Origin of the sequence: Achromobacter sp. NPDC008082 (genome assembly GCF_042957345.1) — a bacterium.
Lineage (GTDB): Bacteria > Pseudomonadota > Gammaproteobacteria > Burkholderiales > Burkholderiaceae_B > Achromobacter > Achromobacter kerstersii_A.
In genome coordinates this window covers 686,315-711,084 of the sequence record NZ_JBIBIB010000002.1, presented here as the reverse complement: position 1 = coordinate 711,084, position 24,770 = coordinate 686,315, and the positions used below count along the sequence as shown (strand labels likewise).

General features: G+C 63.4%; 25 protein-coding genes. 15 read left to right on the top strand and 10 right to left on the bottom strand.

Going from position 1 to position 24,770, the window contains the following annotated elements:
- Positions 1 to 8 precede the first annotated feature (8 nt).
- From ACFZAI_RS10295 to ACFZAI_RS10270, 6 genes are all read right to left on the bottom strand, one after another.
- Entirely contained in the window at positions 9 to 269 is a 261-nt protein-coding gene (locus ACFZAI_RS10295) for a succinate dehydrogenase assembly factor 2 (protein ID WP_006218128.1), read from the bottom strand.
- Between the two features lie 41 nt (positions 270 to 310).
- Positions 311 to 1,027, bottom strand: coding sequence for a succinate dehydrogenase iron-sulfur subunit (locus ACFZAI_RS10290; RefSeq protein ID WP_006218127.1), 717 nt, complete (start codon positions 1,025 to 1,027; stop codon positions 311 to 313).
- 18 nt (positions 1,028 to 1,045) lie between these two features.
- Positions 1,046 to 2,824 (bottom strand): succinate dehydrogenase flavoprotein subunit, encoded by a 1,779-nt coding sequence (gene sdhA, locus ACFZAI_RS10285; protein WP_391566798.1) that lies wholly within the window; start codon positions 2,822 to 2,824, stop codon positions 1,046 to 1,048.
- A gap of 3 nt (positions 2,825 to 2,827) precedes the next feature.
- The gene (sdhD, locus tag ACFZAI_RS10280) at positions 2,828 to 3,211 is read right to left on the bottom strand and encodes a succinate dehydrogenase, hydrophobic membrane anchor protein (RefSeq protein ID WP_006223905.1); all 384 of its coding nucleotides are present in this window, start codon (positions 3,209 to 3,211) and stop codon (positions 2,828 to 2,830) included.
- Complete coding sequence (gene sdhC, locus ACFZAI_RS10275; RefSeq protein ID WP_006223904.1) at positions 3,212 to 3,628, bottom strand: succinate dehydrogenase, cytochrome b556 subunit; 417 nt, start codon at positions 3,626 to 3,628, stop codon at positions 3,212 to 3,214.
- A 121-nt stretch (positions 3,629 to 3,749) separates the two neighbouring features.
- Positions 3,750 to 4,529, bottom strand: a complete 780-nt coding sequence (locus ACFZAI_RS10270; RefSeq protein WP_054423901.1) for a GntR family transcriptional regulator — start codon at positions 4,527 to 4,529, stop codon at positions 3,750 to 3,752.
- A 370-nt stretch (positions 4,530 to 4,899) separates the two neighbouring features.
- On the opposite strand from ACFZAI_RS10270, the gene ACFZAI_RS10265 reads away from it, so the two are divergent.
- From ACFZAI_RS10265 to ACFZAI_RS10200, 14 genes are all read left to right on the top strand, one after another.
- Positions 4,900 to 5,889: a malate dehydrogenase gene (locus tag ACFZAI_RS10265; protein ID WP_391566797.1), complete on the top strand. Its 990-nt coding sequence runs from the start codon at positions 4,900 to 4,902 to the stop codon at positions 5,887 to 5,889.
- Positions 5,890 to 6,074: 185 nt separating this feature from the next.
- Complete coding sequence (prpB, locus tag ACFZAI_RS10260) at positions 6,075 to 6,965, top strand: methylisocitrate lyase (RefSeq protein ID WP_391566795.1); 891 nt, start codon at positions 6,075 to 6,077, stop codon at positions 6,963 to 6,965.
- Positions 6,966 to 7,061: 96 nt separating this feature from the next.
- Positions 7,062 to 8,255, top strand: a complete 1,194-nt coding sequence (prpC, locus tag ACFZAI_RS10255; RefSeq protein WP_391566794.1) for a 2-methylcitrate synthase — start codon at positions 7,062 to 7,064, stop codon at positions 8,253 to 8,255.
- A 72-nt stretch (positions 8,256 to 8,327) separates the two neighbouring features.
- Entirely contained in the window at positions 8,328 to 9,779 is a 1,452-nt protein-coding gene (locus tag ACFZAI_RS10250; RefSeq protein WP_391566793.1) for a bifunctional 2-methylcitrate dehydratase/aconitate hydratase, read from the top strand.
- A 60-nt stretch (positions 9,780 to 9,839) separates the two neighbouring features.
- Positions 9,840 to 10,268: a CopD family protein gene (locus ACFZAI_RS10245; RefSeq protein WP_006218118.1), complete on the top strand. Its 429-nt coding sequence runs from the start codon at positions 9,840 to 9,842 to the stop codon at positions 10,266 to 10,268.
- A gap of 34 nt (positions 10,269 to 10,302) precedes the next feature.
- Positions 10,303 to 12,132 carry a THUMP domain-containing protein gene (locus tag ACFZAI_RS10240; protein WP_391566791.1) on the top strand — a complete coding sequence of 610 codons (1,830 nt, stop codon included), beginning with the start codon at positions 10,303 to 10,305 and terminating at the stop codon, positions 12,130 to 12,132.
- A gap of 253 nt (positions 12,133 to 12,385) precedes the next feature.
- Positions 12,386 to 12,574, top strand: a complete 189-nt coding sequence (locus ACFZAI_RS10235; protein ID WP_035212795.1) for a hypothetical protein — start codon at positions 12,386 to 12,388, stop codon at positions 12,572 to 12,574.
- Positions 12,575 to 12,701: 127 nt separating this feature from the next.
- Positions 12,702 to 13,217 carry an RDD family protein gene (locus tag ACFZAI_RS10230; RefSeq protein WP_391566790.1) on the top strand — a complete coding sequence of 172 codons (516 nt, stop codon included), beginning with the start codon at positions 12,702 to 12,704 and terminating at the stop codon, positions 13,215 to 13,217.
- 129 nt (positions 13,218 to 13,346) lie between these two features.
- A complete protein-coding gene (locus ACFZAI_RS10225; RefSeq protein WP_391566789.1) occupies positions 13,347 to 14,258 on the top strand; it encodes a DUF2167 domain-containing protein in 912 nt (303 codons plus the stop codon).
- 103 nt (positions 14,259 to 14,361) lie between these two features.
- Entirely contained in the window at positions 14,362 to 15,234 is an 873-nt protein-coding gene (locus ACFZAI_RS10220) for a UDP-2,3-diacylglucosamine diphosphatase (RefSeq protein ID WP_391566788.1), read from the top strand.
- Between the two features lie 129 nt (positions 15,235 to 15,363).
- Positions 15,364 to 17,217 (top strand): acyl-CoA synthetase, encoded by a 1,854-nt coding sequence (locus tag ACFZAI_RS10215; protein ID WP_391566787.1) that lies wholly within the window; start codon positions 15,364 to 15,366, stop codon positions 17,215 to 17,217.
- On the top strand, positions 17,217 to 17,738 hold the full coding sequence (locus tag ACFZAI_RS10210; RefSeq protein ID WP_054423916.1) for a gamma carbonic anhydrase family protein: 522 nt from the start codon (positions 17,217 to 17,219) through the stop codon (positions 17,736 to 17,738). The genes ACFZAI_RS10215 and ACFZAI_RS10210 overlap by 1 nt, the downstream gene beginning before the upstream one ends.
- A 73-nt stretch (positions 17,739 to 17,811) precedes the next feature.
- The gene (gene hslO / locus ACFZAI_RS10205; protein ID WP_391566786.1) at positions 17,812 to 18,741 is read left to right on the top strand and encodes an Hsp33 family molecular chaperone HslO; all 930 of its coding nucleotides are present in this window, start codon (positions 17,812 to 17,814) and stop codon (positions 18,739 to 18,741) included.
- A gap of 91 nt (positions 18,742 to 18,832) precedes the next feature.
- Positions 18,833 to 19,579: a TadE/TadG family type IV pilus assembly protein gene (locus tag ACFZAI_RS10200; protein WP_391566784.1), complete on the top strand. Its 747-nt coding sequence runs from the start codon at positions 18,833 to 18,835 to the stop codon at positions 19,577 to 19,579.
- A gap of 25 nt (positions 19,580 to 19,604) precedes the next feature.
- Here the strand turns inward: ACFZAI_RS10200 and ftsB are convergent, their stop codons facing one another.
- From ftsB to ACFZAI_RS10180, 4 genes are all read right to left on the bottom strand, one after another.
- Positions 19,605 to 20,048 (bottom strand): cell division protein FtsB, encoded by a 444-nt coding sequence (gene ftsB, locus ACFZAI_RS10195; RefSeq protein ID WP_391566783.1) that lies wholly within the window; start codon positions 20,046 to 20,048, stop codon positions 19,605 to 19,607.
- Between the two features lie 71 nt (positions 20,049 to 20,119).
- Complete coding sequence (gene eno / locus ACFZAI_RS10190; protein WP_050447681.1) at positions 20,120 to 21,406, bottom strand: phosphopyruvate hydratase; 1,287 nt, start codon at positions 21,404 to 21,406, stop codon at positions 20,120 to 20,122.
- Positions 21,407 to 21,410: 4 nt separating this feature from the next.
- Positions 21,411 to 21,695, bottom strand: coding sequence for a DUF1330 domain-containing protein (locus ACFZAI_RS10185; protein ID WP_006223888.1), 285 nt, complete (start codon positions 21,693 to 21,695; stop codon positions 21,411 to 21,413).
- 217 nt (positions 21,696 to 21,912) lie between these two features.
- Positions 21,913 to 23,565 carry a CTP synthase gene (locus ACFZAI_RS10180; RefSeq protein WP_046802645.1) on the bottom strand — a complete coding sequence of 551 codons (1,653 nt, stop codon included), beginning with the start codon at positions 23,563 to 23,565 and terminating at the stop codon, positions 21,913 to 21,915.
- A gap of 223 nt (positions 23,566 to 23,788) precedes the next feature.
- Here ACFZAI_RS10180 and ACFZAI_RS10175 point away from each other — a divergent pair, with 223 nt between their 5' ends.
- Complete coding sequence (locus ACFZAI_RS10175) at positions 23,789 to 24,763, top strand: hypothetical protein (protein WP_391566782.1); 975 nt, start codon at positions 23,789 to 23,791, stop codon at positions 24,761 to 24,763.
- Positions 24,764 to 24,770: the final 7 nt, after the last annotated feature.

Sequence of the window (24,770 nt, the reverse complement as noted above, 5' to 3'; positions counted from 1 at the left end):
CACATTAATCAGAGTGCGCGCATCTGGCCAATAATGCCCCGAAGCCTGGGGGTGTCCAGGTCGCCTTCGAGTTCCTTACGGGCCAGCAGCAGGTCGAGAAGGTCGTTGTCTCCCATCTCGAACAGCTGGGTCAATGCGGCCACATCATCATCGGTAAGTTCAGCCTCGTAAGCGTCAAGATACCGAGTGATGATCAAGTCGTTTTCGAGCAGGCCGCGGCGCGCCCGCCAACGCAGACGCGCCCGCTCCAGTTCAGTTAGCCTGCTCATCGTTACACCATAAATACAAAAGTCTTCACGCTAGATAGACACTAGACCGTACGGCGAACCATCAGTTCCTTGATCTTGCCGATGGCCTTCGTCGGGTTCAGGCCCTTCGGACAGACGTCGACGCAGTTCATGATGGTGTGGCAACGGAACAAGCGGTACGGATCTTCCAGGTTGTCCAGACGCTCGCCGGTGGCTTCGTCGCGGCTGTCGGCGATGAAGCGGTAGGCTTGCAGCAGGCCGGCCGGGCCGACGAACTTGTCCGGGTTCCACCAGAACGACGGGCAGGAAGTGGAACAGCACGCGCACAGAATGCACTCGTACAGGCCATCCAGCTCTTCGCGCGCCTCGGGCGACTGCAGACGCTCTTTTTCGGGCGGCGGCGCGTCGTTGATGAGGTACGGACGAATCGAGTGGTACTGGTTGAAGAAGTGCGTCATGTCCACGATCAGGTCGCGGATGACGGGCAGGCCCGGCAGCGGACGCAGAACGATGGGTTCTTTCAATTCGCGCAGGTTCGTCGTGCAGGCCAGACCGTTCTTGCCGTTGATGTTCATGGCGTCCGAACCGCACACGCCTTCACGGCACGAGCGGCGCAGGGCCAGGCTGTCATCGACGTCGTTCTTGATGCGCACCAGCGCATCAAGCAGCATCTTGTCGGTGGGCTGGAGTTCGACGTCCAGCTTCTGCATGTACGGGCGCTCGTCCTTGTCCGGATCGTAGCGGTAGATTTCGAACTTGACGATTCTCTTGGTGCTCATAATGGGCTCTATCCGGACTTAGAAGGTACGCGCCTTGGGCGGGAAGGACTCAACGGTGAGCGGCTTCATCTGCACAGGCTTGTAATCCAGGCGGCTGCCTTCGGAGTACCACAGCGTGTGCTTCAGCCAGTTCTCGTCGTCGCGCGTCGGGTGGTCGTCCAGCGCGTGAGCGCCACGGCTTTCCGTGCGGGCGGCGGCCGACTTGATCGTGGCGCGGGCCACTTCGGTCATGTTGGCCAGTTCCAGCGCTTCGACGCGCGCGGTGTTGAACACCTTGGACTTGTCCTTGAAGTAGATATTGTCGGCTTGCTTGGCCAGATCTTCGATCTGCGTCACGCCTTCGTTCAGCAGTTCCAGCGTGCGGAACACGCCGCAGTGGCGCTGCATCGAGAAGCGGATGGCGTTGCCGATGTCTTGCGTCTTTTCGCCCGAGGTGCGCGTTTCCAGCTTGTTCACGCGGTCCAGCGAGAAGTCCACGGCTTCCTTCGGCAGGTCCTGGTGCGCACGCTGGCGCTCCGGGTGCGAATTGACGATGTGGTTGCCGGTGGCGCGGCCGAAGACGATCAGGTCCAGCAGCGAGTTCGTGCCCAGGCGGTTGGCGCCGTGCACCGACACCGCGGCGCATTCGCCGATGGCGTACAGGCCGTTGACGACCTTGTTCTCGCCGTTTTCGCGCGTCAGCACCTGGCCGTGATAGTTGGCCGGAATGCCGCCCATCTGGTAGTGGATGGTCGGAACGACGGGGATCGGTTCCTTGATCGGGTCCACGTTACCGAACTTGATGGCGATTTCGCGGATCGAGGGCAGACGCTTGTTGATGACGTCGGCGCCCAGGTGATCCAGCTTCAGGACGACGTAGCTGCCGTCCGGACCGCAACCGCGGCCTTCCTTGATTTCCTGGTCCATCGAACGCGACACGAAGTCACGCGGCGCCAAGTCCTTCAGCGTGGGCGCATAGCGCTCCATGAAGCGTTCGCCATCCTTGTTCAACAGGATGCCGCCTTCGCCACGCACGCCTTCGGTAATCAGCACGCCCGCGCCAGCCACGCCGGTCGGGTGGAATTGCCAGAATTCCATGTCTTGCAGCGGGATGCCTGCGCGCGCAGCCATGCCCAGGCCGTCACCGGTGTTGATGAAGGCGTTGGTGGAAGCGGCCCAGATACGGCCGGCGCCGCCGGTGGCCAGCACCGTGGTCTTGGCTTCCAGGATGTAGATTTCGCCCGTTTCCATTTCCAGAGCGGTGACGCCGACGACGTCGCCCGCTTCGTTGCGCAGCAAGTCCAGCGCCATCCACTCGACGAAGAACTGGGTGCGCGCGGCAACGTTGCGCTGGTAGAGCGTGTGCAACAGCGCGTGGCCGGTGCGGTCGGCGGCGGCACAGGCGCGCTGCACCGGCTTTTCACCGAAGTTGGCGGTGTGGCCGCCGAACGGACGCTGATAGATCGTGCCGTCGGGGTTGCGGTCAAACGGCATGCCGAAGTGCTCGAGCTCGTACACGGCGTTCGGCGCTTCACGGCACATGAATTCGATGGCGTCCTGGTCGCCCAGCCAATCCGACCCCTTGACGGTGTCGTACATGTGCCAGTACCAGTTGTCTTCGCTCATGTTGCCCAGCGAGGCGCTCACGCCGCCTTGTGCGGCAACGGTGTGCGAACGCGTGGGGAACACTTTGGACAGCACTGCAACGGACAGGCCCGCTTGGGACAGTTGCAGCGAACAACGCATGCCGGCTCCACCGGCGCCAACGACCACCACATCAAACTGGCGGCGCGGCAAGGATTTCATGACAGAGACCACGGCTTAAATGCTCCAGAGGATTTGCGCGAAGTAAACGACCGTACCGATCAGCCAGAGGATCGTCAGCACTTGCAGCAGCAGGCGCAGGCCCACCGGCTTGACGTAGTCCATCCAGATGTCGCGCACGCCAATCCAGGCATGCCAGGCCAACGCAATGAATGCAAGGGAGGCCAGGATCTGGCCAACCGGAATGAAGCCCACGTAGAAATTGAACAGCTTGACCCAGTGTTCATACGTGAAGGCAGGCATCGTCAAGATGCCGACGAGCAGCACCAGCGTGTACACGGCCATGATGACGGCGGTGATGCGCTGGATGATGAAATCCATGACCCCATAGTGGGCGCCCACGACCAGGCGCTTGGGTCCGTAGTTTTTAGCGGCGGCCATTTACAGCACTCCGAACAGTTTGAGACCGAACACCAGCGTCAGCGCCAGGCTGACACCGAAAACCACGCCGGCGCTTTTCTTGGCCGACAGCTTGTCGATACCGATGTGCAGGTCAAGCAGCAGGTAGCGGATGCCAGCACAGAAGTGATGCAGGTAGCCCCAGATCAGGACCAGGAAGACAAGCTTGACGATCGGGTTTGCCGCGATGGAGGCGATCCAGGCGAACGATTGCGGTGCGGCCACGCTAGCTGCGAACAGCGGCACGATGACCAAGGGCAAACAGAGGAACAGCAAAATGCCGCTGATGCGGTGCAGGATGGACAGCTTGCCGGCCAGGGGCAGGCGATAGGAGAACGCAACTTGGGCAAGCCCAATATTGCGAAACTGCGGACGTGGCTTGGCAGCGGTGTCGGACATGACGGCCTCGGTGTTTCGGAACTAGGGAATCGTGACGGCGAAAGTGCCGTGGCCCTTTCGGGCAAACACAGTATTTTCGCCCAGAGATTGGGTTGGTATCAAATCGTAGTTAAAAAGCTCATCAATTCAGACTATTGCGGTAGTGGTATCGATCGGTCAAGTACAAACCCCGGCGAATTTCCATGGGGCGGTCACCATAGGTGTAAGACACCCGATCCACCTGCAACAACGGCGTGCCGGCCGGAACATTAAGCAGGGGACAGACTTCGGCCGGCGCAATCACCGCGCGCAGCTTCTCGTCCGCGCGCACCATGCTCACGCCGAACTCGGATTCGAACAGACCATAGAGCGGCGCCTTGTTGGCGGTCAGCAGTTCCAGGGTCAGTCCACGGAAAATGGACCCGGGCAGCCAGATGTCGTCCACGACGGTGGGCGTCTGCCCCATGGACAGCAGGCGGCGGATCATGACTACGGTTTCGCCCGCCCGAAGATCCAGGGCGCGCGCGATTTCAGCGGGCGCTCGCAGGCGGCGGCATTCCAGGATGCGGCTTTCCGCACGGCCGGGCTCGCCTTCTTCATCGGCGGCCAGGCGCAGGAAACGGTAGCGCACGCGGGCTTCGTGGTGGGTGGCGACAAATGTGCCCTTGCCCTGACGGCGCAGCAGCATGTGCTCGGCAGCCAACTCATCAACCGCCTTGCGCACCGTGCCCTGGCTCACCTGAAAACGGGCGGCCAGATCGATTTCGCTGGGGATGAGTTCACCGGGCTTCCATTCGCCGCGCTCCAGGCTTTGAACGAGCAGATCCTTGATCTGGCGATAGAGCGGACTGAAAGCGGCCCCCTCGCCCGTTGAACGGGCGGCGCGTGTGCGTAAGGAGGTTTCGGGCCGAGGCTCTGCCATGGATCTTCTTGAAAGTGTCATGTTCATCCGGATGATGGGAGGCAGCGCAAAAACGATGCGAAACACAATGCAAATGCACGATGCCAAAACGCGGTGTCAACCCACATCCAAAATGCGCTGGAAAGAGCACAGCGGGCCGTGCTGCAACGCATTCGAATAAACGCTCTATTGTGGCATATCGGGCGGGACGCTGTCCAACGTCTTATGTCTTATATAAGATAGAAGAGCGTTTGACGCCCCCTGGAAATCGTTCTAGGATTCACGGCTGTCAGGGCCCCGCGCTGGCTTGTTCGTGCGCGCTGTTTTTGATGCCCCAACGATTACACTGATTGGTGAGATTTTTCTCGCCAAACCATTACGGAGAACGTCCATGTCCAAGCCTGCCTTGCGTGTCGCCGTCACCGGCGCCGCCGGCCAAATCGGTTACGCACTGCTATTCCGCATCGCCTCTGGCGAAATGCTGGGTAAAGATCAACCCGTCATCCTGCAACTGCTGGAAATCCCCGACGAGAAAGCGCAAAAGGCCCTGAAGGGCGTCATCATGGAATTGGATGACTGCGCCTTCCCGCTGCTGCAAGAAGTGACCGCCCACAGCGACCCCCGCACCGCCTTCAAGGACGCTGACGTGGCCCTGCTGGTTGGCGCCCGTCCGCGCGGCCCCGGCATGGAGCGCAAGGACCTGCTGTCCGTCAACGCTCAGATCTTCACGGCGCAGGGCAAGGCCCTGAACGACGTGGCCAGCCGCAACGTCAAGGTCCTGGTCGTCGGCAACCCCGCCAACACCAACGCCTACATCGCCATGAAGTCGGCGCCGGACCTGCCGGCGAAGAACTTCACCGCCATGCTGCGCCTGGACCACAACCGCGCCCTGTCGCAGTTGTCGGCCAAGTCGGGCAAACCGGTTGCCGATATCGAAAAGCTGGTCGTGTGGGGCAACCACTCGCCCACGATGTACCCGGACTTCCGCTTCGCCACCGTCGGCGGCGAGTCGCTCACCAAGCTCATCAATGACGACGCCTGGAACCGCGACACGTTCATCCCGACCGTGGGCAAGCGTGGCGCCGCCATCATCGAAGCCCGTGGCCTGTCCTCGGCCGCTTCGGCCGCCAACGCCGCCATCGACCACGTCCGTGACTGGGTCCTGGGCAGCAACGGCAAGTGGGTCACGATGGGTATCCCGTCGGATGGCTCCTACGGCATCCCGGAAGGCATCATCTACGGCGTGCCGGTCACGACCGAAAATGGCGAATACAAGCGTGTTGAAGGCCTGGAAATCGACGCCTTCTCGCGTGAGCGCCTGGACTTCACGCTGAAAGAGCTCCTGGAAGAGCGCGACGGCGTCAAGGACCTGCTGAAGTAAGCAGCGCTTGAATCAGAATTGGGCCCGCTCACGCGGGCCCAATTCCTAAGCAAGACCGAAACATCCAGCCGAAACATACATCTGTCTCGCTGCCCCGCCGCCGGCGATTGTCGCGTAGGGGACAGATTTATATTCCGGACCCGCGATAAGGTCGTGGGCTAGTCATAAAAGAAACGGAGACTTCCATGTCCAGACCCGAATCGCCCGGCGCCCTCTTCCGCCGCGCCCTCGCCGAAGAAAGCCCGCTGCAAATCATTGGCGCCATCAACGCCAACCACGCCCTGCTGGCCAAGCGCGCCGGCTATCGCGCCATCTACCTGTCGGGTGGCGGCGTGGCGGCGGGGTCCCTGGGCCTGCCCGATCTGGGCATCAACACCATGGACGACGTGCTGACCGACGTGCGCCGCATCACCGACGTGTGCGACGTGCCGCTGGTGGTGGACATCGACACCGGCTTTGGCCCATCGGCGTTCAACATTGGCCGCACCGTCAAGAGCCTGATCAAGTTCGGCGCTGCCGCTTGCCACATCGAAGACCAGGTCGGCGCCAAGCGCTGCGGCCATCGTCCGGGCAAGGAAATCGTCACCACCGAAGAAATGGCCGACCGCGTCAAGGCCGCCGCCGACGCGCGCACCGACACCGACTTTTATCTGATCGCCCGCACCGACGCCATTGCGTCCCACGGCGTGGACGCCGCAATCGAACGCGCGCTGGCCTGCGTGGAAGCCGGCGCCGACGCGATCTTCGCCGAAGCCGCTTACGACCTGCCCACCTATGACCGCTTCGTCAAAGCCGTCAAGGTGCCGGTGCTGGCCAACATCACCGAATTCGGCAAGACGCCGCTGTTCACCGTGGAAGAACTGAAGAGCGTGGGCGTGGGCATGGTGCTCTACCCGCTGTCGGCCTTCCGCGCCATGAACAAGGCCGCCGAAGCCGTCTATACCGCCATCCGCCGCGATGGCCACCAGAAAAATGTGGTGGACCTGATGCAAACGCGCGAAGAGCTGTACGACCGCATCGGCTATCACGAATTCGAATCCAAACTGGATGCGCTCTTCCAGAAGGGCAAAGCGTAATCCCGCCACGCCTTTGGTATCCGGCGCCGCGCCAACCGCGCGGCGCCACGAGTATCCCCATTGCATCGACCACAGCGAAAGGAAAGGAGTAGAGACATGAGCACGGCTGCCAAAAAGCAAGAAGCCAAGCCGGACGCGAAGCCGGAAGAGAAAGCCGGTTTCAAACCCAAGAAATCCGTTGCCCTGTCGGGCGTGGTCGCAGGCAACACCGCGCTGTGCACGGTGGGCCGCAGCGGCAACGACCTGCACTACCGCGGCTACGACATTCTGGACATCGCCCACACCAGCGAGTTCGAAGAAATTGCTCACCTGCTGGTCCACGGCAAGCTGCCCAACAAGGCCGAACTGGCCGCGTACAAGCAAAAGCTGAAAAGCCTGCGCGGCCTGCCCGCCCAGCTGCAAGTGGCGCTGGAAGCGCTGCCCGCCGCCAGCCACCCGATGGACGTGATGCGCACCGCCGTGTCCGTGCTGGGTTGCGTGCTGCCTGAAAAAGACGACCACAACACCCCGGGCGCGCGCGACATCGCCGACCGCCTGATGGCCAACCTGGGTTCGGCGCTGCTGTACTGGTATCACTACAGCCACAACGGCCACATGATCGACGTGCAAACCGACGACGACAGCATCGGCGGCCACTTCCTGCACTTGCTGCATGGCGAAAAGCCCAGCGACGAATGGGTCAAGGCGATGCACATCTCCTTGAACCTGTACGCCGAGCACGAGTTCAACGCGTCGACCTTCACCGCGCGCGTCATCGCGGGCACGGGGTCGGACATGTTCTCGTCGATTGCCGGCGCCATTGGCGCCTTGCGCGGCCCCAAGCACGGCGGCGCCAACGAAGTAGCCTTTGATGTACAAAAGCGCTATGAGACGCCGGACGAGGCCGAAGCCGACATCCGCCGCCGCGTCGAGGCCAAGGAAGTCATCATCGGCTTTGGCCACCCGGTCTATACCGTGTCCGACCCGCGCAACAAGGTCATCAAGGAAGTGGCGAAGAAGCTGTCCAAGAAGGCCGGCAGCACCAAGATGTTCGACATCGCCGAACGCCTGGAAACGGTGATGTGGGACATCAAGAAGATGTTCCCGAACCTGGACTGGTTCTCGGCCGTCAGCTATCACATGATGGGCGTGCCCACCGCCATGTTCACCCCGCTGTTCGTCATTGCGCGCACGGCAGGCTGGTCGGCCCACATCATTGAGCAGCGCATCGACAACAAGATCATCCGCCCCACCGCCAACTACGTCGGCCCGGAAGATCAGAAGTTCGTGCCGCTGGACAAGCGCAAGTAAGGCGGGTCCACCACAACGAGAGCGGCGCGGCATGGCCACCTGTATTCACTTCTTCGCTAAGGAGGGTTCGCAATGTCCGCCCCAATCTCTAACGTACGCCCCGAGCCCGACCAGGTCCTGGTTGATATCGCGGACTACGTTCTTAACTACGAGATCAAGAGCAGCCTGGCGTACGAGACCGCCCGTAACTGCCTGATTGATACGCTGGGCTGCGGCCTGGAAGCGCTGGAATATCCGGCGTGCAAAAAGCTGCTGGGGCCGGTCGTGCCTGGCACGGTGGTGCCCAACGGCGCCAAAGTGCCGGGCACATCGTTCCAGCTTGATCCCATCCAGGCCGCGTTCAACATCGGCACCGCCATCCGCTGGCTGGATTTCAACGACACCTGGCTTGCCGCCGAATGGGGCCACCCATCGGACAATCTGGGCGGCATTCTTGCCACGGCCGATTGGCTGTCGCGCACGGCGGTCGCTGCCGGCAAAGCGCCGCTGCTGATGCGCGACGTGCTGACAGGCATGATCAAAGCACACGAAATCCAGGGCTGCATCGCGCTGGAAAACTCCTTCAACAAGGTCGGCCTGGACCACGTCGTGCTGGTCAAGGTGGCGTCCACCGCCGTCGTGGCGCAGATGCTGGGGCTGGACCGCGATGAAGTGATTAACGCCGTGTCGTTGGCCTGGGTTGACGGCCAAAGCCTGCGCACCTATCGCCATGCCCCCAACACCGGCAGCCGCAAAAGCTGGGCCGCGGGCGACGCCACCAGCCGCGCCGTGCGCCTGGCGCTGATCGCCAAGACGGGCGAAATGGGATATCCGTCGGTGCTCAGCGCCAAGACCTGGGGCTTTTACGATGTGCTGTTCAAGGGCCAGCCGTTCACATTCCAGCGGCCCTATGGCAGCTACGTAATGGAGAACGTGCTGTTCAAGATTTCGTTCCCGGCGGAGTTCCACTCGCAGACCGCCGTGGAATGCGCGATGGACATCCACGACAAGCTGAAGTCAGCGGGCAAGACCGCAGACGACATCAAGGCCATCACGATACGCACGCACGAGTCGTGCATCCGCATCATCGACAAGAAGGGGCCGCTGAATAATCCTGCTGACCGCGACCACTGCATCCAGTACATGGTGGCCGTGCCCGTGCTGTTCGGCCGGCTGACCGCCGCCGACTACGAAGACGACGTGGCCCGCGACCCGCGCATTGACGCGCTGCGCGACAAGATCGTCTGCGTGGAAGACCCGGCCTACACCCGCGACTATCACGATCCCGACAAGCGCTCGATTGCCAACGCGCTGACGGTAGAGTTCAACGATGGCACGCGGCTCAATGAAGTCGTTTGCGAATATCCCATCGGCCACAAGCGCCGCCGCGCCGACGGCATTCCGCTGCTGGAAGCCAAGTTCCGCACCAACCTGGCCCGCATGTTCCCGGCCAAGCAGCAGCGCCGCATCCTGACCGTATCGCTGAACCAGCAGGCGCTTGAGGCCATGCCGGTGCATGAATACGTAGATTTGTACGTGATCTGATCCGCGCGGACTCGAGGGTGCCGCAGCTTACAATGCGGCTTTCCTCGATCGGACACCGCCATGGCCATGCTTTGGGTCAAGACCTTTCACATCGTCTTCATCGCGTCCTGGTTCGCCGGACTGTTCTATCTGCCGCGCATTTTTGTGAATCTGGCGCAGCAATCGGACGCTTCCGTGCAGGCCACCCTGCTGGGCATGGCCCGCCGCCTGTACCGTTTCACCACCATTCTGGCCGTCGTCGCCATCGTGTTCGGCATGTGGCTGTACCTGGGTTATCGCATCGGCGTGGGCCCGGGTAACGGCTGGATGCACGCCAAACTCTTTTTCGTCTTGCTCGTCATCGGCTACCATCACGCCTGTGGCTTGATGCTGCGTAAATTCGAACAGGGCAAAAACACCCGTTCGCACAAGTTCTATCGCTGGTTCAACGAAGTTCCCGTCTTGCTGCTCTTGGTGGTGGTGGCGCTGGTCGTCGTCAAACCCTTCTGATTCCCCCTACCTTTGCACATTCGCCAGGATTCGTATGTCCTCTGATGAACAGGACCGCCCGCGCAAGACGCTGTCGATCAAAAAAACGGCGCGCGACGCCCACGCCGAAGAAGCGCCCAAGCGCGTCCGCACTGGCGCACGCGCCCGGCTGGTCGCGCAGATTTCGCGCACCAAAGAAAACGTAGAACGCCAGAAAGACCCGGAAGGCTATCAACGCCGCCAGGAAGAAGAGGCGCGCCGCAAACCCGGAGCCGGTGCGCGCGGACAGGCGCCACGCGGCGGTCATGCCGAGCGTGGCCAGTACGATCGCAACCAGCCCACCCGTGGCGCCGCCGATCGCAGCGCGGCCGGCCGCGGCACGTCTGATCGCAGCCCGTCTGACCGCCGCTCCGCGGATCGTGGCCCGTCCACGCGCAGCCGTTCCGACGACTCGCGCCGCGAGGCCCGATCCATCACCCCCAGCGCCCCAAGCGCGCGCTCGGGACGCCCGCCGCAACGCGCGCCGCGCCTGCGCGACGACCAATACATCGCCCCCGCCACCCCCGACGGCCGTTTCTACGATCCGTTCGAGGAAGATGGCCCCGCGCCGGAATTCATGGCCGAGCCGGAACACCAGCACGAACCGGACACGCACGCCGCCGACGAACGGGATTATTCCCGCGAGCGCACGCCCACGGTCGAGACCCGCAGCCGCCGTCCGCGCGAATCGCGCCAGGCGGAAGTGTTCACGGTGTTCGCCCCCTGCCCCCAAGGGTTGGAAGAGGCCTTGACCGCCGAAATGCAGGCGCTGGGCTATGTCGACGCCAAGGCGGGCCGCGCCGGCTGCTCGTTTACCGCCGACTGGGCGGGCGTGCAGCGCGCGAACCTGTATTCGCGCCTGGCCACTCGCATCCTGGTGCAGGTCGCCCACGCCGAGATTTCGCACGAAGACGACATCCTGGACCTGGCTCGCGACACGCCCTGGGAACGCTGGTTTGGCGCGGAACAGACGCTGCGCGTGGACACCTCGGCCATCAAGAGCCCGGTGCAAAGCCTGCAGTACTGCAATCTGCGCGCCAAAGACGGCATTTGCGACCGCCTGCGCGAACTGGAAGGCGAACGCCCCAGCATCGACACGGTGCGCCCCGACGCCCGCGTCCACCTGTTCCTGACGGGCCATACGGCCACGCTGTATCTGGACACGTCGGGCGAATCGCTGTTCAAGCGCGGCTGGCGTCTGGACAAGGGCGAGGCCCCGCTGCGCGAAAACCTGGCGGCCGGCATGCTGGCCCTGGCAGGCTGGGACCCGGCGGCGCCGCTCCTGGACCCGTTCTGCGGCTCGGGCACCATCCTGATCGAAGCGGCCTGGATTGCGCTGGGCGTACCCCCGGGCATTTCGCGCCCGTTCGGCTTCGAGCGCCTGCGCGATCACGACGCTTACCGCTGGCGCGACCTGAAGGACGATGCCCGTTCGCGCATCCTGCCCCAGCTGGACGCCCCGCTGGTGGGCTATGACCTGGACCCGCAAGCCATCGAATTCGCCCAGAACAACGCCGAACGCGCGTGGCTGACCGCCGATTCGATCCGTTTTGAAGTGGGCGACGCCCGCGAGATCACGGCGCCCGCCGACCATGGCTGGATTGTCACCAATCCGCCCTATGGCGAACGCATGTTGACCGAGCAGGACGCCGACCTGTGGCGCGATTGGGCCTCGTGCCTGAAGCGCAACTTCGCCGGCTGGCAACTGCATGTCATCACCAGCGACCTGACCCTGCCCAATCAGATGCGCTTGAAGCCCAAGCGCCGCGTGCCGCTGCACAACGGCGCGCTGGACTGCCGCCTGTTCGGTTTCGAACTGGTCGCCGCCGGCTACCGCGACGCCTGATCGCACACGCCCGGGGCGTTTCCCCCGGGCGTCGTCTGGACAAGCCTGTCCGCATCACGTTGTAAAAGCGCCGCAACATGGCGTCCGTATCTTTGCTTATGGTGCCCCGCCGCTCGGTTTTGGGGCATTATCAGCACCAAGGTGTTGCCAAGTTGCACCTGCTTGCACCTCCCTCTTGCACAGTTTCAGGGTAAACCCTATAATTCGGGTTATCCCTAGTAGCAAACAACTGTGCAAGCCCGTGGAGGCTAACGTGATCAACCCGAACAACACCATCCGCCTGACCGACGAACTCGAGCGCCAACTGATGCTCCAGGCTATTGAAGAACAATTCCGTCCGCATCCGATGCGGGCTCTGGCCGCAGGCCTGCGTAAGCTGGCCCACGGCGTTAAGGCCCTGGCTGGCAAGACGAGCGCCAAGAACGCGCACTCCGCAGCCTAAAGACAGGCCTGGACCTTAAGCGCTAAGGTCCGAACGATTTTCCCCTTGGGGGCTGCATAGCCCCTTTTATAGACCCGCCCTTACCGGCGGGTTTTTTTTCGCCCTCATTGTTGGATAATGGCGTCCCATGACGACAGACGCCCTCGACCAGACCCCCAATCGGCTGCGCCGATTTGCCTGCATGATGTACGAAGCCGTGCTGCTGTTTGGCGTGGTGTTTCTTGCGGGCTATCTGTTGGATACGCTCACGCAGAGCAAAAATGCGCTGGAACTGCGCTCGGCCCGGCAGGCGTGGCTGTTCGTGGCGATTGGCGCCTACTTCGTGCTGTGCTGGCGCCGGCGCGGGCAGACCCTGCCCATGAAGACCTGGAACATTCGGCTCGTTGACCGCGACGGCAACACCCCCGGCGTCCCCCGCCTGATCCTGCGCTATGTGCTGGTCTGGCCGCTGGTGCTGGCAGGCGCTGCCGTGGTCTGGGGCGCCGCCAGCCTTACGGGCTGGGCGTCGATGGACATGTTCATTGTGGCCGCGCCCTTCACCATCTTCATCTGGTCGTGGTTCGACCCCGACGGCCAATTCCTGCACGACCGTTTGCTGGGCACCCGCCTGCGCAATGCGCCCCAGCGCCAGAAAGCGCGCTGATCGGCTGCCCGCACACAGCACGTTACATCCCGAAAAAACCTGCGGCGAATTCCCCGTGGGCTTTCAGAAAGTTGAAAGTCGACCGCAAAGACAATGAGGCCCCTTTAAAACAGACGCCTCCAGACTCTCATGCGCGCTTTCCTTTCCCGCCTGTCGCTGGCCGCCGCCAGCGCGCTTCTCTTTCTGCCCGTGGGGGCCTGGGCGCAGAATGCGTCAGCCCAGCAGGAAATCGAGTCCGCCATGAAAGCCGCTTTCGCCGCCGCCCAACAGGGGCCGGCCGATGTGAAGCTGGGCGAGCAAGCCGTCGTGCACCTGCCGCAGAACATGTTCTTCGTGCCGCGCGTGCAGGCCGAGCGGCTGATGCAGGCCTATGGCAATGGCAAAGACCCATCGCTTCTGGGCGTTGTCATGCCCAAGAGCGACGATGATGACTGGGTCGTCACCGTCAATTTCGACAAAGCCGGCTATATCAAGGACGACGACGCCCGCAATTGGAACGTCAGCGAATTGCTGGATAGCCTGCGCGAGGGCACCGAGCAATCCAACGAGGAACGCAAGAAGCGCGGCTTCCCGGAGCTGAGCGTGGACGGCTGGGTCGAAGCGCCCAAGTACGACAGCAACACCCAGCGTCTGGTCTGGTCGGTAGCGGCCAAGCACAAGGGCGCGGGCGCGGAAGAAGACCCGACCGTGAACTACAACACCTACGCGCTGGGGCGCGACGGCTACATCACGCTGGACCTCATCACCCAGCAAAGCCTGGTGCCCAAGGACAAGACTGCCGTACTGGCCCTGCTGGACAACCTGAACTACGTGGACGGCAAGCGCTACGCGGACTTCGATTCGTCGACCGACAAGGTCGCGGAATATGGGCTGGCCGCGCTGGTGGCGGGGGTGGCCGCCAAGAAGCTGGGTCTGTTTGCAGTGATCGCCGCGTTCCTGGCGAAGTTCGCCAAGGTTGGCATCCTGGCCGCGGCCGCGCTGGGCGGCGGGCTGTGGAAGCGGCTGCGCGGCAAGAAGTCCGACCCGCAGCAACCCGGCTGATTCCCGCCCGTGACGGTGACGGGGCGGGTAGCTGCCCCACCGTCACAACTGCGTCACGGAAGCTTCACACGCCCGTCATCGCCGGATGATTTCATCCTGAGGCATGACGACAGCCCACATGGAAGCGACCGTGAACGAAATCCGACCCGCGCACTGGCGTGCTCTCTGGATTTCCGATATCCACCTGGGCACTGCCGGGTGCAAGGCGGAATTCCTGCTCGATTTCCTGGACCACAACGATTCGGACACCCTGTATCTGGTGGGCGACATCGTGGACGGCTGGCAATTGCGCAAGCACTGGCACTGGCCGCGGGCGCACAACGACGTCATCCAGCGCATTCTGCGCAAGGCGCGCAATGGGACGCGGGTGGTGTTCATCCCCGGCAACCACGACGAATTCGCGCGGGAATTCGCGGGGTTTGCGTTTGGCGACATCGAAATTCTGGATGAAGACGTGCACGTCACCGCGAAAGGCCTGCGGCTGCTAGTGCTGCACGGCGACCAATTCGACGGCGTGATCCAGCACAGCCGCTGGCTGGCGCATCTGGGCGATGGGCTCTATCAGCTGGCGCTGTGGATCAACCACCATTTCAACCGGCTGCGCCACCGGCTGGGCATGCATTATTGGTCGCTGTCGCAGTACCTGAAGCACAAGGTGAAGAACGCGGTGTCGTTCATTACCGACTTCGAAGAAACCCTGGCGGGCGAGGCGCGCCGGCGCGGACTGGACGGCGTCGTGTGCGGCCACATCCATAAAGCCGAGCTGCGCGACGTGGGCGGCATTCTCTACTGCAATGATGGCGATTGGGTGGAAAGCCTGTCGGCCCTGGCCGAAACCCACGACGGCCAGTTGCAGTTGTTGGACTGGGCCGCCATTCAAGCCGAACGGCAGACGGAACCGCCGGTGCGTCCGCCGCGTTCGCTGTCGTTGCCTGCCCTGCCCTCAGCGCTGCGCCGCCAAAGCAAACACCCGTGATAACCCGTATGCGTCCCCATTACGCAACGGGGATATTGCAGTTCACGGCCCTCTAGGTCATGCTTGCATCTGAGGCAACGGGCGAGCCGCCCCGTTCACGCAGCTGCAACATGCTTACAACATAGGGCCATGAACGACCAATATCAGGCGCTCTACCAATCCTTCCGCTGGCTGGTTCCCACCCAGTTCAACATCGCGGATGCGTGCTGCCACCGCTGGGCATCCAGTAGTCCGGATGCGCGGCGCATTGCCATCTACTACGAAGATGAATCCGGCAACCGCGAGGTCTGGACCTATGCCCGCTTGGCGGAGGCCGTGAATCAACTGGCCAACGGCCTGGTGAAAATGGGCGTGGGCCGCGGCGATCGGGTCGGTGTCGTTTTGGGGCAACGCCCTGAAACCGTCGTCGCCCACATGGCCATCTACACCGTCGGCGGCGTTGTGCTGCCCTTGTCGGCCTTGTTCGGGCCCGAGGCGCTGGAAAGCCGCTTGCGCGATTCGGAAACGCGCGTCGCCATCGTGGACCACGCCTCAAGCGCCAATCTGCTGGCCGTGAGCGACAACTGTCCCAATCTTCAGCAAGTGATCGGCATTGGTTTCGCCGACGAGCGCGTGTTGCCCTGGCGCAGCCTGCTTGCCCGTCAGCCCAGCGAATTCAAGGCGGTTCCGACGCGTTCGTCCGACCCCGCCATCCTGCTCTATACCTCTGGCACAACGGGCGCCCCCAAGGGCGCGTTGTTGCCGCACAGCGTGCTGATCGGCAACCTGCCCGGCTTCGTGGCTTCGCAAGACTGGTTCCCCAAGCCCGCTGACGTGTTCTGGTCGCCGGCCGACTGGGCCTGGACGGGCGGCATGATGGACGCGCTTCTGCCCACCCTGTATTTCGGCCATCCCATCGTCGGCACGCGCGGGCGCTTTTCCGCTGAGCGCGCCTTTGAGTTGATGGAGCGCTATCAGGTCACCAATACCTTCCTGTTCCCCACCGCGCTGAAGATGATGATGAAGGCGGTGCCGGAACCTCGCAGCCGTTACCAGTTGGCGCTGCGCTCCATCATGAGCGCGGGCGAAAGCGTGGGGGAAACCGTCTTTGAATGGTGCCAGTCGGCGCTCGGCGTAACGCCCAACGAAATGTTCGGCCAGACGGAAATGAACTACGTGGTGGGCAACAGCCAACGGCGCTGGCCCGCCCGCCCCGGCAGCATGGGCCGGCCGTACCCCGGCCATCAGGTTGCCGTGCTCAATGATGACGGCCAGCCGGCCGCCCCCGGAGAAATCGGCGAAATCGCCGTCAACCGGCTGGACATTCACGGCTTTCCCGACCCGGTGATGTTCCTGGGCTACTGGCGCAACGAAGCCGCCACCCAGGCCAAGTTCAAGGGCGACTGGTGCCTGACCGGCGATCTGGCGTCGGTGGATGCCGACGGCTACCTCTGGTACGCCGGCCGCGCCGACGACGTGTTCAAGTCGGCGGGCTACCGGATCGGCCCCGGGGAAATCGAAAGCTGCCTGATCGGGCATCCGGCGGTGGCCAACGCTGCGGTCGTGCCCAAGCCCGACGCCGAACGCGGCGCGCTGGTGAAAGCCTATGTGGTGCTGACGCCCGAGTTCGCTCATCGCGACCGGTCCGATGTCATTGAAAACCTCCAGGAACACGTCCGCGAACGCCTGGCGCCGTACGAATACCCGAAGGAAATCGAGTTCGTCGACGCCTTGCCCATGACCACCACCGGCAAGATCCAGCGCCGCGTTCTGCGCCTGCGCGAAGAAGAACGCGCCCGCGCCATCGCGGCGGCGGCCCCGGCGCACGCGCCCGAGCCTGAGTCATCGCTTAAGCCATCGCCTAAGCCAGCGCCCCAGCCAGCCCCCCAGCCGGCGCCTGAGCTTGCGCAGCAGCCGAAGCCCGCCACGCCTGTTGTGGCCGCCGTGGCCGAAGACAACATTGAACCGGCCCCCAGAGGCCCAGAGCAGCAATCGGAGACGTAATGCCCATTTACCAGCTTGACGACCTGATCCCCCGCATCGACCCCGCCGCTTACGTGGCGGACAGCGCCGACATCATCGGCAATGTCACGCTGGAAGCAGGCGTCAGCATCTGGTCTCACGTGTCGATCCGGGGCGACAACGACGCCATCGTGATCCGCCATGGCACCAATATCCAGGAATCCAGCGTGCTGCATGTGGACAGCGGCTGTCCCATGACGATCGGCCCCAACGTCACCGTGGGCCACCAGGCCATGCTGCACGGCTGTACGATCCACGAAGGCGCGCTGGTGGGCATGCAGGCCATCGTGCTGAACAATGCGGTCATCGGCCGCAACTGCCTGATCGGCGCGGGCGCAATCATTCCCGAAGACCGGGTCATTCCCGACAACTCGCTGGTGATCGGCATTGGCAAGATCGTGCGCGAACTCTCGGAAGAAGAAATCGCCAATCTGCACAAGAACACCGCGCATTACGTGGCGCGGGGCCAACACTACAAGACGGCCCTGAAACGGCTCGCTTGATCCCCCCGGGCAATCGCCGAACCCCCTGCTGCCAGCAGGGGGAATAGGCGGCCTGATCGGCTAACATTCCGCTATGACCGATCAGCTCAAAAAATACCTCACCGAAGACCGCAGCGTCCGTATTCAGGCCGTGCGCCTTGACGCAACCTGGAAGGCCGTTCAGGCCAACCACGACTACCCGCCCGCCATCACCCACCTGCTGGGCGAACTGGTGGCCGCGTCCACGCTGCTGGCCGCCAACATCAAGTTTGATGGTTCGCTGGTGCTTCAGATCCAGGGCGACGGCCCCATCGCCCTGCTGGTGGTGGAATGCCGCTCTGACCTGAGCCTGCGCGCCACCGTCAAGGTGCGTGAAGGCCAGGACGTGCCCGCCGACGGCACCATGCAAAGCCTGCTGAACCCGGGCGGCAATGGCCGCTTCATCGTGGTGCTGGACCCGCAGCGCAAGCTGCCGGGCCAGCAGACCTATCAGGGCATCGTGCCGCTGGAAGGCGACACGGTGGCCGAAGCGCTGCAACACTACATGAAAGCGTCCGAACAGCTGGACACGCGCTTGTGGCTCGCGGCCGATGCCGACCATGCCGCCGGCATGCTGATCCAGCGCCTGCCCTTCCATGGCGGCACCGATGCCCCGCTGCTGACCGAACAGTCGGCCGCTGAAACCTGGGACCGCACCAACGCGCTGGCCAGCACCTTGAAGCGCGACGAGCTGCTGGAAGCCGATATCGACACGCTGATTCACCGCCTGTACTGGGAAGACACGCTGGTGGCCTTCGAGCCGGCATCGGTGCGTTGGCACTGCCCGTGCACCCGCGAACGCGTGGCCAGCATGCTGCGCTCGCTGGGCGAAGAAGAAGTCAACAGCGTCCTGGCGGAACGCGGCCAGGTCGATGTGTCTTGCGACTTCTGTGGCAAGCCCTACAAGTTCGACGCCGTCGACTGCGCCGCCCTGTTCTCGCCGAACCAGCCGCCGCCGGACGACGCACCGCCCACGGTGCACTGATTTCCCGCGTCCCGCCTGCTGGCGGGACGTTTCCATCCCTTCGGCTTATCCGTATCGACAGGCGGTCATGCCCGCGCCACACTGCGCAGCCATGACCGCCTTTTTCTTTGCCCGTTTCCGGCAGCGCGGCGCCGCCGCCATCGAATTTGCCATCGCCGGGGCGGTGGTGCTGCTGCTGGGATTGCTCGGCATCGAAGCCGCCCGCTGGCAAACCGTGCGTCAAATGGCGCATCTGGCGCTGATCGAAGCCGGCCGTGCCGGCGCCACCGCGCACGGGCATCCTGCGCGCATGCGCGATGCCTTTCAAGAAGGGTTGCTGCCGCTACACGCCGGCCCACATGGCGAGGCCGGCGCGCGTGGTCGGCGGGATCAAAGCCAATCCGCGTTGACGGCACAGAGCAGCCTGACGCCGTGGCGAATCGAAGTGCTTCAACCCGATGCCCGCGCGTTTCGCGAATATGGCCGCGCTGGTTTACGCGTACCCATTGCGCCCGGCCGGCGCGCCATTGACAACGACTATCAAGACTTGCAGCACGCGCGCCAACCCGCGCGGCCGGGCAGCCCGACCATCTTCGACGCCAACACGCTACGGCTGCGGCTGACGTATCTGCACAAACCGCTGTTGCCGCCGATGCGGGCAATGCTTGCCGTGCTGGGGCGCGGGGATGCCGCCAGCTATGCCGGCCAGGCGCAGGCCAAGGGCTTGTTGCCCATACAGCTGGAGATGGAAATAGAGATGCACACGCACCCGGTCGATTGGGCGGGAATCACACCCATGCCACAGGGCATGGTGATGGGCGCCTGCCGCGAGCTGCGGTGCGGCGAAAGCCAAGGCTGAAACCAAGGCCTGCCCTAGCGCGTTGCTAGTGCCGGGCCGTGGCGTTGTTTGCCGAATTGGCGGGGGGTTTGGGCGCCGTCGCCGCCGCGCGGCTGGCGGGCGGTTTGGCGGCCGGTGCGGCCGCACGCGCAGGCGTAGCAGGCGGCTTGGCGCCAGCATCGGTCGACAGCGTGGCGCCGGCCGCGGGCGGTTGCGTATTTTGCGGCAGGATATGAACGAACACTTCACCGTCGCGCATCATGCCCAGCTCGCCACGGGCGCGCTCTTCAACGGCGCCAGAACCGCCTTCAAGGTCGCGCACTTCGGCTTCCAGCGCCGCATTGCGCGCGCGCAGGCCTTCGTTGGTCTCGCGCTGCTCGGCCACTTGGCGTTGCAGATCCCAGACCTTGAACCAGCCGCCCTTACCCAGCCACAGCGGGTATTGGATCAAGCCTACCAGCACGAACAGCACCAGGAACAACAGGCGCATACGCGAGAACCCTCAGAGCAGTCGTGGCGCGGATGCGGCCGCGGCGCCAGGCGCCGCAACCGCGCTTCCCATCAACGCAGGTTGTAGAAAGCTTCCAGGCCAGGATACGACGCCACTTCAGCCAGCTCTTCCTCGATGCGCAGGAGCTGGTTGTACTTGGCCATACGATCCGAACGGGACAGCGAACCCGTCTTGATCTGCATGGCGTTGGTCGCCACGGCGATGTCGGCGATGGTGGAATCTTCGGTTTCGCCCGAACGGTGCGACACGACGGCGGTGTAGCCGGCGCGCTTGGCCATTTCGATGGCGGCGAAGGTTTCGGTCAGCGTGCCGATCTGGTTGATCTTGATCAGGATCGAGTTGGCGACGCCCTTCTGGATGCCTTCGCGCAGGATCTTGGTGTTGGTGACGAACAGGTCATCACCCACCAATTGAACCTTCTTGCCCAGTTGGTCGGTCAGCAGCTTCCAGCCGTCCCAATCGTTTTCGGCCATGCCGTCTTCGATGGAGATGATCGGGTACTTGTCGCACCACGTGGCCAGCAGGTTGGTGAACTCTTGCGAGGACAGCGAGATGCCGCCTTCGCCAGCCAGCGTGTACTTGCCGTCGCGGTAGAACTCCGAGCTGGCGCAATCCAGGCCCAGGGCGATCTGCGTGCCCGGCTCGTAGCCGGCTTCGGTGATGGCCTTCAGGATCAGCTGGATCGCCGCTTCGTGGCTGGGCACGTTGGGGGCAAAGCCGCCCTCGTCGCCCACGGCGGTGGACATGCCCTGGCCGTGGATCAGCTTCTTCAGCATGTGGAAGACTTCAGCGCCCCAACGCAGGGCTTCGCGGAAGCTGCCTGCGCCCACCGGCAGAATCATCAGTTCTTGCAGGTCGAGCGTGTTGTTGGCGTGCGCGCCGCCGTTGATGACGTTCATCATCGGCACGGGCATGCTCATGGGGCCGCTGCCGCCGAAATAGCGGTACAGCGACAGGCCGGATTCGTCGGCGGCGGCGCGGGCCACGGCCATGCTGGCGGCCAGGATCGCGTTGGCGCCCAGGCGTTCCTTGGACTCGGTGCCGTCCAGCTCGATCAGGGTGCGATCGACGAAGGTCTGTTCCTGGGCGTCCAGGCCCATCAGCGCTTCGGAGATTTCCGTGTTCAGGTTTTCAACGGCGCGCAGCACGCCCTTGCCCAGATAACGGCCCTTGTCACCGTCGCGCAGCTCGATGGCTTCGCGGGCGCCCGTGGATGCGCCGGACGGCACGGCCGCACGGCCCATGGCGCCGGATTCCAGCAGCACATCACATTCCACGGTGGGGTTGCCGCGCGAATCCAGAATCTCGCGGCCGATGATATCGACGATTGCACTCATGACTTTACATTCCCTGAACGATAAACATATTCATGACGGCCGCACCCTCACGGGCATTGCGGGCGCGGCGGTACTGCCAGGAGTCGTAGAAGGCCTGGGCGGCGGCCATGGACGGAAACTCCATGACGACGGTGCGGCCAGGCTCACGGCCCTCAAGGTGCTTGGATTCTCCGCCTCGCACCAGGATCTTGGCATCGTACGCGCGCATGGCGAGCGTGGACAGACGCTTGTAGTCCTCGTATTGCGCAGGCTTGGTCACCGTGACGTCGGCGATGAGATAAGCACTCATGGGGTTCCTTCAGAGCAGTTGCGTTGGTTGGTATCTGATGCGTGATACGGCGCGCCGGATACGGCAAGGCCGCCAGTGTCGCTCAAGGCGGCACGGCGACGCATATCCGATGCTAATTGGTTGTATCCGAAAGAAGCGCCGCCGTATAGGGCGGCGCTGGGCGAACGGCCCGCGGCCCCGAAGATCCGCTTACGGAACTCGAGACCGCAGACGCGCATTACGCCTCCTGACCGCGGCGAGACTTCTGCTCGATGGCGGCGCGGATATAGCTGGAGAACAACGGGTGGCCATCACGCGGCGTGGATGTGAACTCCGGGTGGAACTGCACACCCACAAACCACGGGTGGTCGGGCAGCTCCATCATTTCCGGCAGGTTCTCGGTCGGCGTGCGGGCGCTGATCACCATGCCGGACTCTTCCAGGCGCGGCACGTAGACGTTGTTGACCTCGTAGCGGTGACGGTGACGCTCGTTCACTTCGTCGCCGTAGATGGTCTGTGCGCGGGTGCCCGGCTTGATCGGCACGCGTTGCGCGCCCTTGCGCATGGTGCCGCCCAGGTCGGACGAGTTGTCGCGCTTTTCGACCTTGCCTTCGCGGTCCATCCATTCGGTGATCAGGGCCACCACGGGGTGCGGCGCGGACGGATCGAATTCCGTGCTGTTGGCGCCGCCCAAACCGGCGACGTGGCGCGCGAACTCGATAACGGCCAGCTGCATGCCCAGGCAGATGCCCAGGTACGGCACGCCGTTTTCACGGGCGTAGCGGATGGCGGCGATCTTGCCTTCAGTGCCGCGCTTGCCGAAGCCGCCCGGCACCAGAATGGCGTCCAGGTGCTTCAGTTGGTCGGTGCCGCGGGTTTCGATGTCTTCCGAGTCGATGTACTCGATGTTGATCTTCGAGCGCGTGTGGATGCCGGCGTGGACCAGGGCTTCCGTCAGCGACTTGTACGACTCGGTCAGGTCGACGTACTTGCCGACCATGCCGATCGTCAGCTGGTGCTGCGGGTGCTCCAGGGCTTCGACCAGGTTGTCCCACATGGACAGATCAGCCGGCGGCGGGGTCAGGCCCAGCGCTTCGCAGACGATGTTGTCCACGCCTTGCTTGTGCAGCATGGCGGGAATCTTGTAGATCGAGTCGGCGTCCCAGACGGAAATGACCGCGTCCAGGGGCACGTTGGAGAACATCGAGATCTTGGCGCGCTCGTCGTCCGGGATGGGACGGTCGGCACGGCACAACAGCGCGTTCGGATAGATACCGATTTCGCGCAGCTTCTGCACCGAGTGCTGCGTGGGCTTGGTCTTCAGTTCGCCGGCGGAGGCGATGAAGGGCACCAGCGTCAGATGCACAAAGGCGGCATTGTTGCGGCCCATGCGCAGGCTCATCTGGCGAGCGGCTTCCAGGAAAGGCAGGGATTCGATGTCACCCACGGTGCCGCCGATTTCAACAATCGCGACGTCCGTGTTGCCGTTCCAGCCGGCTTCGGCGCCACGGGCGATGAAGTCCTGGATTTCGTTGGTGATGTGCGGAATCACCTGGACAGTCTTGCCCAGGTAGTCGCCACGGCGCTCTTTGCGCAGCACCGATTCGTAAATCTGGCCGGTGGTGAAGTTGTTCACCTTGTGCATGCGAGCGGAAATGAAACGCTCGTAGTGGCCCAAGTCCAGATCGGTTTCGGCGCCGTCTTCCGTGACGAACACTTCACCGTGCTGGAAGGGGCTCATCGTGCCCGGATCGACGTTGATGTACGGGTCGAGCTTCAGCATGGTGACCTGCAAACCACGCGACTCGAGGATGGCGGCGAGCGACGCAGCGGCGATGCCCTTGCCCAGGGAAGACACCACTCCGCCGGTGACAAATACGTATTTGGTCATCGTAATGAGCACCCGGGACGAGCGGGCGCGTGCGGGAAATTTGGATTATAGCCGGGCGGCGAAGGTTATTTGGGTTTTCCCCTAGCGATGACGCGTAACATTTAGCAGCACTAGAAACGCAACCACAGCCAGCCTGTAGCAGAGCGCGCCGCAGCGCCGTGCTATGTTCGATCCCTAATTTTTTCAACTGCTGTTTTTTCTCAACACTCCTCATACAGCACTGATGACCGCCCTTGCCCACTCCCCCTCCTCACTCGCCTGGCGTCTGGCCTTGACGGCCGTGATCGTGCGCGTGGCCTACGCCGCACTGGTGCAAAGCTACTCGGTGTTCGGGCTGCCCCAGTCCGACCTGCTGCGCGAAATGTACAGCCAGCCGCAATTCCTGTTGCCGCTGCTGACCACCATTGCCGCGTCGACCGTCTTCACCGGCTTGACCGTGTGGAGCGTCATGCACCGCTGGCTGCGGCAGCACAACACGCAGGCCGTGGACGAACCCCGCAAGCTATTCGGCACCTTCATCGCCTTGCTGTTGCTCTACTCGTTGATCGTGTCGGCCGCCTCGGCTTACCTGAGCAACGTGATGATGCAGTACGTCATGGAGCGCGCGGGCGGCGTGGGCCACTTCATCGCCATGGGGCTGTTGATCCGAGCCTTGACGATCGTCCTGGAAATCCTGGGCGCGTATGTCGTCGTGCGCATCGCCATATGGACCGTGCAGCCTGCCGGCCCCGCCGGCGCTCCGGCGTATGAACAGCGCCACGCCGCCTGGAGTTCGGGGCTGACGGTACTGGGCTGGCAATTGAGTGTGTCGCTCGCCTTGGGCGGCTACCTGCAAATGCAGACGCTTAGCGCGGGCTGGCTGGAATACACGCTGGGCTACCTGGCGCTGCCCGCGATCATCCTGGTGCTGTGCACGCAGATCTGCCTGAAAATCCTGCCGCGCCCGATCGGCGCCGCGCGTCAAGCGCGTGCAGTGGCCCACGGCACGCTGACCTTCTGGCTGGCGCAGGTGCTGGGTGTCGGCATGGGCTTTTTGGCCGTTCGAGCCATGAGCCTGGGCCAGCTGATGCGCATTGCTCAATCCAACCTGACGACCGCCGCAACGCTGCTGGTGTATGCCGCGCTGCTGGCGCTGGGCTGCCTGATCGGCAAGCTGGTGTTCTACACCCCTTCCACCAAGCCCGCTTCGGCCCACTGAACCGCGC